The 10,779-nt window shown below is 52.9% G+C and carries 12 protein-coding genes; 7 read left to right on the top strand and 5 right to left on the bottom strand.

Annotated elements, in window-relative coordinates; genetic code table 11:
- Window positions 1-36: 36 nt before the first annotated feature.
- Window positions 37-597, bottom strand: a complete 561-nt coding sequence (locus D6029_RS21380; protein WP_120066691.1) for a SadB/YajI family lipoprotein — start codon at window positions 595-597, stop codon at window positions 37-39.
- A gap of 151 nt (window positions 598-748) precedes the next feature.
- On the opposite strand from D6029_RS21380, the gene nrdR reads away from it, so the two are divergent.
- From nrdR to pgpA, 6 genes are all read left to right on the top strand, one after another.
- Entirely contained in the window at window positions 749-1,198 is a 450-nt protein-coding gene (gene nrdR, locus D6029_RS21375; RefSeq protein ID WP_034493695.1) for a transcriptional regulator NrdR, read from the top strand.
- Window positions 1,199-1,203: 5 nt separating this feature from the next.
- On the top strand, window positions 1,204-2,319 hold the full coding sequence (ribD, locus tag D6029_RS21370) for a bifunctional diaminohydroxyphosphoribosylaminopyrimidine deaminase/5-amino-6-(5-phosphoribosylamino)uracil reductase RibD (protein ID WP_120066692.1): 1,116 nt from the start codon (window positions 1,204-1,206) through the stop codon (window positions 2,317-2,319).
- A gap of 79 nt (window positions 2,320-2,398) precedes the next feature.
- Window positions 2,399-2,869 (top strand): 6,7-dimethyl-8-ribityllumazine synthase, encoded by a 471-nt coding sequence (gene ribH, locus D6029_RS21365; RefSeq protein ID WP_034493696.1) that lies wholly within the window; start codon window positions 2,399-2,401, stop codon window positions 2,867-2,869.
- 20 nt (window positions 2,870-2,889) lie between these two features.
- Window positions 2,890-3,309 (top strand): transcription antitermination factor NusB, encoded by a 420-nt coding sequence (gene nusB, locus D6029_RS21360; RefSeq protein ID WP_120066690.1) that lies wholly within the window; start codon window positions 2,890-2,892, stop codon window positions 3,307-3,309.
- A gap of 61 nt (window positions 3,310-3,370) precedes the next feature.
- A complete protein-coding gene (gene thiL / locus D6029_RS21355; protein WP_120066689.1) occupies window positions 3,371-4,348 on the top strand; it encodes a thiamine-phosphate kinase in 978 nt (325 codons plus the stop codon).
- Entirely contained in the window at window positions 4,335-4,841 is a 507-nt protein-coding gene (gene pgpA / locus D6029_RS21350) for a phosphatidylglycerophosphatase A (protein ID WP_120066688.1), read from the top strand. The genes thiL and pgpA overlap by 14 nt, the downstream gene beginning before the upstream one ends.
- 197 nt (window positions 4,842-5,038) lie before the next feature.
- Here pgpA and D6029_RS21345 read toward each other — a convergent pair whose 3' ends face one another.
- The 4 genes from D6029_RS21345 to xseB are packed head-to-tail and all read right to left on the bottom strand — an operon-like array spanning window position 5,039 to window position 9,103.
- On the bottom strand, window positions 5,039-6,013 hold the full coding sequence (locus tag D6029_RS21345; RefSeq protein ID WP_120066687.1) for an aldo/keto reductase: 975 nt from the start codon (window positions 6,011-6,013) through the stop codon (window positions 5,039-5,041).
- A gap of 54 nt (window positions 6,014-6,067) precedes the next feature.
- Window positions 6,068-7,930: a 1-deoxy-D-xylulose-5-phosphate synthase gene (gene dxs / locus D6029_RS21340; protein ID WP_120066686.1), complete on the bottom strand. Its 1,863-nt coding sequence runs from the start codon at window positions 7,928-7,930 to the stop codon at window positions 6,068-6,070.
- Between the two features lie 30 nt (window positions 7,931-7,960).
- Window positions 7,961-8,860 carry a (2E,6E)-farnesyl diphosphate synthase gene (gene ispA, locus D6029_RS21335; protein WP_120066685.1) on the bottom strand — a complete coding sequence of 300 codons (900 nt, stop codon included), beginning with the start codon at window positions 8,858-8,860 and terminating at the stop codon, window positions 7,961-7,963.
- A complete protein-coding gene (xseB, locus tag D6029_RS21330; RefSeq protein WP_034493701.1) occupies window positions 8,861-9,103 on the bottom strand; it encodes an exodeoxyribonuclease VII small subunit in 243 nt (80 codons plus the stop codon). It lies immediately after the preceding gene.
- 202 nt (window positions 9,104-9,305) lie between these two features.
- Here xseB and thiI point away from each other — a divergent pair, with 202 nt between their 5' ends.
- Window positions 9,306-10,754 (top strand): tRNA uracil 4-sulfurtransferase ThiI, encoded by a 1,449-nt coding sequence (gene thiI / locus D6029_RS21325; RefSeq protein WP_120066684.1) that lies wholly within the window; start codon window positions 9,306-9,308, stop codon window positions 10,752-10,754.
- Window positions 10,755-10,779: the final 25 nt, after the last annotated feature.

The raw sequence follows: 10,779 nt of genomic DNA, 5'->3' as shown, positions 1-10,779 counted from the left end.
AAATGTGACTAAGAGACAGCGTGAGGGTTCTGGCGATTATTGCGCAGGCAATGCCTGAGAAGGATCAACAGGCTGAATATCATGAATACGCACAAAACCTAATTGATCCGGTGAAAGCCCTGAAAGTTGCAACGGAATGCTGATATCGCTCGGCGCTAATACGCTGGCAGGCGCGCTGAATTGTTGCGACTGCACATTCACTTCCTGATAGTTCTCGGTGGTGCCCTGAATCTGCCCAAACTCTACTTTGCCGGTGAAAGCAGGCAGCGGATCGTTTGATTCGCCTTTGATGATGAGCATCGCCCGGCTGCCGTTGGCTTCAGGCGTAATGCTGCTCAGAGACATTTGCAAATTGCCAAGTTGGCTATTCAGGCGCGCGGGTGTTTTTGAACCAGGCAGCAAATACACGCCCGTTGTCGATTTAGCATTCAGCACATTTTGTTGCGTCAGCTTGACGGTCTGGTCGGTGAGTTGCGTCATTTCTTTATTTAAAGAACCGACTTCGCTCTTCATCTGGCGGACTTCGGTTTGCTGGGCGCAGGCGCTGAGGCTCACCAGGCTGGTAACCAGGAAGATTCTTAGGTAACTCTTTGTCATCGCTAATTTTTCCTTAAAGTTTTGTCCTGATTTAAGCGTAGCTTGCCAATAATGAAAAGTCATATTTCTTAACATTACGTGGCGTTGCCTTTGTACTGCCGCCACTTCGCGGTAAACTATTGTTCATTTGAATAATCCTTCAGGACGCGCCATGCATTGCCCATTCTGTTTCGCAGTAGACACCAAAGTGATTGATTCCCGGCTTGTCGGCGAAGGATCATCCGTGCGTCGCCGCCGTCAATGCCTGGTTTGTAATGAACGCTTCACGACTTTTGAAGTCGCCGAACTTGTTATGCCACGCGTCGTAAAAAGTAATGATGTGCGTGAGCCATTTAATGAAGACAAACTGCGCAGCGGCTTTTTAAAAGCGCTGGAAAAACGCCCCGTCAGTTCCGACGACGTCGAAATGGCAATAAACCATATCAAATCCCAGTTACGTGGCACTGGCGAGCGCGAAGTGCCGAGCAAAATGATCGGCAATCTGGTGATGGAACAGCTTAAAAAACTCGATAAAGTGGCGTATATCCGCTTTGCTTCGGTTTATCGCAGCTTTGAAGATATCCGTGAATTTGGCGAAGAAATTGCCCGCTTACAGGATTAATGCTGATGTCACTTGATGAAAAATTTATGGCTCGTGCGCTGCAATTGGCAAAGCGCGGGCGTTTCACCACCATGCCGAACCCGAATGTCGGCTGCGTGATTGCCAAAGATGGCGAAATCGTCGGTGAAGGTTTCCATTTTCGTGCCGGTGAACCTCATGCCGAAGTTCACGCATTGCGTATGGCGGGCGACAAAGCGCAAGGTGCAACGGCATATGTCACGCTTGAGCCGTGCAGCCACCATGGGCGCACACCGCCTTGCTGTGATGCATTAATTGCGGCAGGTGTTTCGCGTGTCGTTGCCGCGATGCAAGACCCGAATCCACAAGTTGCCGGGCGAGGTTTGTACCGCCTGCAACAAGCAGGCATTGATGTCAGCCACGGTTTGATGATGAACGAGGCCGAGGTATTAAACCGCGGTTTCCTGAAACGTATGCGTACCGGCTTCCCCTATATTCAGCTCAAACTCGGCGCGTCCCTCGATGGACGTACCGCAATGGCGAGCGGTGAAAGCCAGTGGATTACCTCGCCTGAATCACGCCGTGACGTGCAGCGCCTGCGTGCGCAAAGTGCCGCTATTCTTAGCAGTAGCGCGACGGTTCTGGCTGATAATCCTTCTTTAACCGTGCGCTGGAATGAACTCGATAGCGCTACGCAGGCGGTTTATCACGAAGAAAATCTGCGCCAGCCGACTCGCATCATTCTTGACCGTGAAAATCGCGTGACGCCAGAGCATAAAATCATCGCACAAGCCGGGGAAACCTGGCTTGCCCGCTGCAATGCCGATGAACAAACGTGGCCTGAAAACGTTGAGCAATTTATCGTGCCTGAACATAACGGCCACCTGGATCTGGTGGTGATGATGATGTTGCTCGGCAAGCGTCAGGTAAACTCTATTTGGGTCGAAGCGGGCGCAACGCTTGGTGGCGCGCTGCTTCAGGCCGGATTAGTCGATGAACTGATTGTTTACGTTGCGCCGAAATTATTGGGCAACGATGCGCGTGGCTTGTGTAACCTGCCAGGGCTTGAAAAGCTCGCCGATGCGCCCGAGTTTAGCTTTAGTGAAGTCCGTCAGGTTGGCCCTGATTTGTGCCTGCATTTGACGCCGCGATACGCGCGTTAGTAAAACGTAAGCAGGCACCAAAAGATTATGATAAAATCCGCCCCCCTGCGGGGCTAAACAGAACCCGTAAAGGAAGATTATGAACATTATTGAAGCAGCCGTTGCTACTCCAGACGCTCGCGTCGCCATCACCATCGCGCGTTTTAACAACTTCATCAATGACAGCCTGCTTGACGGTGCGATTGACGCCCTGAAACGTATTGGCCAGGTTAAAGATGAAAATATCACCGTGGTCTGGGTTCCGGGTGCTTATGAGCTGCCACTGGCGGCAGACGCACTGGCGAAAACCAAGCGTTATGACGCAGTGATCGCGCTGGGTACAGTTATCCGTGGCGGTACAGCTCACTTTGAATATGTTGCTGGCGGTGCCAGTAACGGCCTGGCGCATGTTGCGCAGGAAACGGGGATTCCAGTCGCCTTTGGCGTGCTGACCACCGAAAGTATTGAACAAGCCATCGAACGCGCTGGCACAAAAGCCGGTAACAAAGGTGCAGAAGCTGCACTGACCGCGCTTGAAATGATTAATGTATTGAAAGCCATCAAGGCCTGATTTTTTGTAAGGGGAAATCTGTGAAACCTGCTGCTCGTCGCCGTGCCCGTGAGTGTGCCGTTCAGGCGCTATACTCCTGGCAGTTATCTCGAAACGACATCGCTGATGTCGAATACCAGTTCCTGGCGGAACAGGACGTCAAAGACGTTGACGTTGTCTACTTCCGCGAGCTGTTGATCGGGGTGGCTACTAACAGCGCGTATCTGGATGGGCTCATGAAGCCTTACCTGTCCCGTCAACTCGAAGAGTTGGGTCAGGTAGAAAAAGCGGTTCTGCGTATCGCACTGTTTGAACTGTCTAAGCGTGATGACGTGCCATACAAAGTGGCGATTAACGAAGCCATCGACCTTGCGAAAACCTTCGGTGCCGAAGACAGCCACAAGTTCGTGAATGGTGTTCTTGATAAAGCTGCTCCGCAAATTCGTCCCCGCAAAAAGTAATCTTCTGGCCGGTTAATCCCGGCCTTTCTTTATTCCTTCATTAAACTCAGAGGCATAACGCATGGCATGCGGTGAGTTTTCCTTAATTGCCCGTTATTTTGATCGAGTAAGAAGTTCCCGCCGTGATGTGGAAACCGGAATCGGTGATGATTGTGCATTGTTGACGGTCGCCGAGAAGCAATTGTTAGCGATCAGTACCGATACGCTTGTTTCGGGCATCCATTTCCTGCCGGATATTGATCCTCGCGATTTGGGCTACAAAGCGCTGGCGGTGAATTTAAGCGACCTGGCCGCGATGGGCGCTGATCCAAGCTGGCTGACGCTGGCGATAACCCTTCCTGAAGTCGATGAAAGCTGGCTTGAAGCCTTCAGCGACAGTCTGTTCGAACAACTCGATTACTACGATATGCAGCTGATTGGCGGCGATACCACGCGTGGCCCACTTGCTATGACGCTTGGCATTCATGGCCTGGTGCCTGCGGGTCGTGCATTAAAACGCAGCGGTGCGCGTCCTGGTGACTGGATTTATGTCACTGGCACGCCTGGCGATAGCGCGGCAGGTCTGGCGATTTTGCAGGACCGTTTAGTGGTCGAAGATGCTACCCAATCCGCATATCTGAAAAAACGCCATTTGCGACCGACGCCGCGAATTTTGCACGGCCAGGCATTACGTGATTTGGCGAGCAGCGCCATTGATCTCTCCGACGGGCTAATTTCCGATTTGGGTCATATCCTTAAAGCCAGCGAGTGCGGAGCGCGTATCGATCTCGACGCTCTGCCATATTCCGAAGCTGTAAAAGCAAACGTCAGCGCTGAGCAAGCGCTGCAATGGGCGCTTTCCGGTGGTGAAGATTACGAGCTGTGCTTTACGGTGCCGGAACTCAATCGTGGTGCGCTGGATGTTGCCATCGGCAATCTCGGCATTCCATTTACCTGCATTGGCCAGGTTGGGCCGGAGTCCGAAGGGCTACAATTCTTGCAGAATGGCAAACCGGTAACGCTGGATTTAAAAGGATACGATCACTTTGCGTCGCTCTAAAGATGTGGCAATAAGCCGTCTCAAGCTCAGCAATCCCTGGCATTTACTGGCTACCGGTTTTGGTAGCGGTTTAAGCCCGATCATGCCGGGAACAGCGGGATCGCTTGCGGCGATTCCATTCTGGTATCTGATGACCTTCCTGCCGTGGCAGGTTTATTCCATGGTCATCATGCTCGGTATTTGTATCGGCGTTTATCTTTGCCACCAGACCGCGCGCGATATGGGCGTTCATGACCACGGCAGTATCGTGTGGGATGAATTCATCGGCATGTGGATTACGCTGATGGCGCTGCCCGTCAACGACTGGCGCTGGGTAGCCGCAGGGTTTGTGGTGTTCCGTATTCTCGATATCTGGAAGCCGTGGCCAATCCGCTGGTTCGACCGTAACGTTCACGGCGGGATGGGGATTATGGTGGATGATATTGTCGCGGGTGTGTTCTCTGCGGGGATTATTTACCTGATTGGGCACCACTGGCCGATTGGTTTGTTCTAGATTAATACAACCCTCACCCCGCCCCTCTCCCTGAGGGCGAGGGAGAAAACCGACTATTCCCTTTCCTGGGGGCGAAGTAGAGAACCGACCATTCCCTTTCCTGAGGGCGAGGGAGAAAACCGACCATTCCCTCTCCTGAGGGCGAGGGAGAAAACTGACCATTCCCTCTCCTGGGGGAGAGGGCCAGGGTGAGGGCGTTACTTAAATCCAGCCCTTTCATGCGGCTGATAAACCGTTTCCAGCTCGGCAATCTCTTCCGGTTTCAGCGTTAAATCCACCGCGCCAAGCAAATCATCCAGTTGATGCTCACGCGATACACCAATAATTGGTGCCGCAATGCCCGGTTTACTCAGCAGCCATGCCAGCGCAACTTGCGCCCGTGACACGCCTTTATCGTCAGCCACATTTGCCAGTCTCTCGGCAATCATCGCATCGTTGTCTCTGCTACCGTCGTACAGGTTTTTGCCCACTTCGTCGGACACTGAACGCGCGGTGGTATCGCCCCACGGACGGGTGAGTTTGCCTCGTGCCAGCGGACTCCACGGGATCACTGCGATCCCTTGCTCGTAGCACAGCGGCAACATATCCAGCTCTTCTTCACGATAGATCAGATTGTAGTGATCCTGCATGGTGGCGAAACGCGCCCAACCGTGTTGATCTTGCAAGGCCAGCGCCTGCGCCAGTTGTGAACTGTGCATCGAGGACGCGCCGATATAACGCGCCTTACCCGCTTTCACCACGTCATTGAGCGCCTCGAGTGTCTCTTCAATAGGCGTGTTGTAATCCCAACGGTGGATTTGTAGTAGATCGACGTAATCGGTGCCGAGGCGGCGCAGGCTGTCGTCGATTGAACGCAGTATCTGCGCACGGGAAAGACCTTCGGTTAAGTCACCCACCGGGAAATACACTTTGGTGGCGAGAACCGCATCTTCGCGACGCATGAAATCTTTAAGAGCGCGCCCGACAATCTCTTCGCTGCTACCGTCGGAATAGCTATTGGCGGTATCAAAGAAATTAATGCCGTTATCGATGGCGTGTTTGATGATGAGGCGGCTGCTTTCTTCGGGAAGCGTCCAGGCGTGATTGCCACGGTCTGGCTCACCAAAGGTCATGCAGCCCAGGCAAAGGCGGGAAACCTTGAGGTCTGTTTTTCCTAACGTGTTGTATTGCATGGTTCCACTCCGGCTATTCAGGTTCTTTAAGCATAGCAGGAGTGGAGGAGGGGATTATTTAAGCCAGTCGCGAATCTTCGCTTCCATGCCCGGAGCATCCAGGCCGATAGCCGCACGCGCTTCTTCCTGGGTGCCTTGCGGGATAAAATAATCCGGCAGACCGAGATTGAGAACCGGAACCACTTTACGGTTTGCCATCAGCACTTCATTCACACCGCTACCCGCACCACCGATAATGGCATTCTCTTCAATGGTCACTAACGATTCATGGCTGGCAGCCAGTTCAAGAATCAGCGCTTCATCCAGGGGTTTCACAAAACGCATATCGACGAGCGTTGCATTTAGTGACTGCGCAACCGCTACAGCTTCTGGCAACAAAGTGCCGAAGTTCAGCAGGGCGATTTTTTCACCCGCACGTTTCTTCACGCCTTTACCGATTGGCAAGGATTCCAGCGGCTGCAACTCAGCGCCTGTGCCGTTGCCACGCGGATAACGCACAGCGGATGGGCCGTCATTGTAGTGATAGCCGGTATGCAGCATCTGGCGACATTCGTTTTCATCACTTGGCGTCATGATGACCATTTCTGGAATGCAGCGCAGGAAGGAGATATCAAACGCGCCCTGGTGAGTTTGCCCGTCAGCGCCGACGATGCCTGCGCGGTCGATAGCGAATAACACCGGTAGTTTCTGGATGGCGACGTCGTGAATCACCTGGTCGTAAGCGCGTTGCAGGAAGGTCGAATAAATCGCAACCACTGGCTTATAACCGCCAATCGCCAGACCGGCGGCGAACGTGACGGCGTGTTGTTCGGCAATTGCGACATCAAAATATTGTGACGGATACTGGCGCGAAAACTCCACCATACCCGAGCCTTCACGCATCGCTGGCGTGACCGCCATTAGCTTGTCGTCATGCGCGGCGGTTTCACACAGCCAGTTACCGAAGATTTTCGAATAGCTCGGCAGGCCGCCGGACGCTTTCGGTAGCGTGCCGCTTTGCGGGTCAAATTTTGGCACAGCATGGAAGCTGATCGGGTCTTTTTCGGCTGGCGCATAACCACGACCTTTTTTGGTCATGATGTGCAGGAATTGCGGGCCGTTCAGGTCGCGCATGTTTTTGAGCGTGTTCACCAGCCCGACCACATCGTGCCCGTCGACCGGGCCAATGTAATTAAAGCCGAGTTCTTCAAACAGCGTTCCAGGAACCACCATGCCTTTCAGGTGTTCTTCGGTGCGTTTGAGCAGTTCTTTAATCGGCGGTACGCCGGAGAAAACTTTCTTGCCGCCTTCACGCAGCGAGGAATAGAGTTTGCCGGAAAGCAGTTGCGCCAGGTGGTTGTTCAGCGCGCCGACGTTCTCGGAAATCGACATTTCGTTGTCGTTGAGAATCACCAACATGTTCGGGCGAATATCACCGGCGTGGTTCATGGCTTCAAACGCCATACCCGCCGTAATCGCGCCATCGCCAATCACACACACGGTGCGGCGGTCTTTGCCTTCTTTTCCTGCGGCAACAGCAATACCAATTCCCGCGCTGATTGAGGTGGAAGAGTGCCCCACGCTCAATACGTCATATTCGCTTTCGGCGCGCCACGGGAAGGGATGCAGGCCGCCTTTCTGGCGGATGGTGCCAATTTTGTCACGACGTCCAGTAATGATTTTGTGCGGATACGCCTGATGCCCGACATCCCAGATGAGCTGGTCGAACGGAGTGTTATACACGTAGTGAAGCGCTACGGTCAGTTCGACCGTGCCGAGGCCAGAGGCAAAGTGCCCACTGGAGCGGCTTACGCTATCGAGCAGGTATCTACGCAGCTCGTCACACAGTTTCGGCAAGCTCTCTTTTGGCAACAGGCGTAGCTCAGGGGCTGATTCCACCAGTGCGAGGGTCGGGTATTTGGCAATATCAAAACTCATTAAATTAGAAACTCATCGTGGTGTTATACATTATTTATCACGTTGGATGATGTAGCTCGCCAGCGCTTCCAGTGCGGTAGTGTCTAAAGACTGGTGAGCTAGGCCTTCCAGCGCCCGGAGAGAATCCTGGTAAAGATCCCACGCTTTAGATTTGGCATTTTCTAGCCCCAACAGTGCCGGATAAGTACTTTTACCCAACTGTTGGTCAGCGCCCTGGCGTTTACCCAGCGTCGCGGTATCGCCAATGACATCGAGAATATCGTCCTGCACCTGGAACGCCAGGCCGATGCTTTCCGCATAACGGTCAAGCAATGGCAGGGCGTTACGGCCTGCATCCCCGGCACTCAATGCGCCCAGGCGAACCGCCGCACGAATTAACGCGCCGGTTTTATGGCGATGAATGCGCTCAAGGCTTTGCAAATCGACATGCTTGCCTTCGGCTTCCAGATCTAACGCTTGCCCGCCGCACATGCCTGCGACGCCGCTGGCATGGGCCAGCTCTTTCACCATTGCCAGTCGGTCAGCAATAGCAACGCCGTGCATAGGGGCATCACTGAGTATAGAGAACGCCAGCGTTTGTAGGGCATCTCCAGCCAAAATGGCGCTGGCTTCACCGAATTTAATGTGGCAAGTCGGTTGCCCACGACGCAGATCGTCGTCATCCATGGCCGGTAAATCATCATGAATCAAGGAATAAGCATGAATGCATTCGACCGCAGCAGCAGGCGCATCCAGCGTTTCTTGTGCTACGCCGAACATTTCTCCGGTCGCGTAGACCAGGAACGGGCGGAGTCTCTTCCCACCAAATAATGCGCCATAGTGCATTGCCTCAACCAGAGGAGTGTTCTGAAACGGTAGCGGTGCCAAAAAACGCAGCAGCGCATCGTTGGCCCGATCTGCATGGGCCTGCAACTGATGGTTAAAATCCATTTACTCGTTATCCGGGGTAAAAGGCTTAAGCGGGGCGTCTTCGCTATCGTTTAGCAGGATTTGTACGCGTTGCTCTGCTTGTTGCAATTTTACTTGACCCTGGCGCGCAAGTTGCACGCCACGTTCAAATTCATTTAACGCCTCTTCAAGCGCTAAATCACCGCTTTCAAGACGAGTAACAATCTGCTCAAGCTCCACAAGCGCAGTTTCAAAACTGGCCGGGACTTCGGTTTTTTTCGGCATAGTGAATGTCTGACTCTAATAATTTTTGCGACCCCACCATGGTAGCGGAGTCATTTGTGTAACGCCATGGCAAGCTGTTAGTGATATACTTTTGCGCCTCGGATGTAGCGGCGCTTATTGCCGTTGCAATTCTTAAGTCTTTCAGCCCGCATGATTCATAGCCATCGTGCACGGCTCATCAACGAATCGAATCTAAGCCGCCATGAAGTTTATCATTAAATTGTTCCCGGAAATCACAATCAAGAGTCAATCTGTGCGCATACGCTTTATTAAGATGCTCACTGGGAACATTCGCAACGTTTTAAAACACTACGATGAAGATCTGGCGGTTGTACGCCACTGGGACAACATTGAAGTTCGCGCTAAAGATGAAAATCAGCGCATCGCCATTCGTGAAGCATTGACCCGCATTCCCGGTATTCACCACATTCTTGAAGTTGAAGATGTGCCGTTTACCGATTTGCACAATATCTTCGAACAGGCGCTGGAACTTTATCGCGAGCAACTGGAAGGCAAAACCTTCTGTGTGCGTGTGAAACGTCGTGGTAAGCATGAGTTTAGCTCGATTGAAGTTGAACGCTATGTCGGCGGCGGCCTGAATCAGCACATCGAATCAGCGCGCGTAAAACTGACTAAGCCAGAAGTGACCGTGAATCTGGAAATCGAAAACGATCGCCTGCTGCTGGTGAAAGGCCGTTACGAAGGTATCGGCGGCTTCCCGATTGGCACGCAAGAAGATGTGTTGTCGCTGATTTCCGGTGGTTTCGACTCAGGTGTTTCCAGCTACATGCTGATGCGTCGCGGTTGCCGTGTGCATTACTGCTTCTTTAACCTCGGTGGTGCGGCGCACGAAATCGGCGTTAAACAAGTCGCGCATTACCTGTGGAACCGTTTCGGTAGCTCCCACCGCGTGCGTTTCGTGGCGATCAACTTTGAGCCTGTGGTCGGTGAAATCCTCGAGAAAGTTGAAGATGGCCAGATGGGCGTGGTGCTGAAACGTATGTTCGTGCGTGCCGCTTCTCGTGTGGCTGAGCGCTACGGCGTGCAGGCGCTGGTGACTGGTGAAGCGCTGGGCCAGGTTTCCAGCCAGACGCTGACTAACCTGCGTTTGATCGACAACGTTTCCGATACCCTGATTCTGCGCCCGCTAATCTCTCACGATAAAGAGCACATCATCGATCTGGCGCGTGAAATCGGTACCGCTGATTTTGCTCGCACCATGCCGGAATATTGCGGCGTGATCTCGAAAAGCCCAACCGTTAAAGCGGTGAAAGCGAAGATTGAAGCGGAAGAAGCTAACTTTGATTTCTCAGTTCTCGATCGCGTGATTGAAGAAGCGACCAACATCGATATTCGTGAAATCGCCAATCAGACCAAAGAAGTGGTCACGGAAGTTGAAACCGTGGGCGAATTTGGCCCGAATGACGTGTTGCTGGATATCCGTTCTATCGACGAGCAAGACGATAAGCCGTTCAAACCTGAAGGCGTAGAAGTGGCCTCGCTGCCGTTCTATAAACTGAGCACCGCGTTTGGCGATTTGGATCAGAGCAAAACGTATTTGCTGTGGTGCGATCGTGGTGTGATGAGCCGCTTGCAGGCGCTGTATCTGCGCGAGCAAGGGTTTGAAAACGTGAAGGTTTATCGCGCTTAATTCCACGCCCTCATCCCAGCCTTCT

Source organism: Buttiauxella izardii (genome assembly GCF_003601925.1).
Classification (GTDB): Bacteria; Pseudomonadota; Gammaproteobacteria; order Enterobacterales; family Enterobacteriaceae; genus Buttiauxella; species Buttiauxella izardii.
Note: the sequence above shows the minus strand (reverse complement) of the source record. Positions and strands in the feature narration are given on the sequence as shown.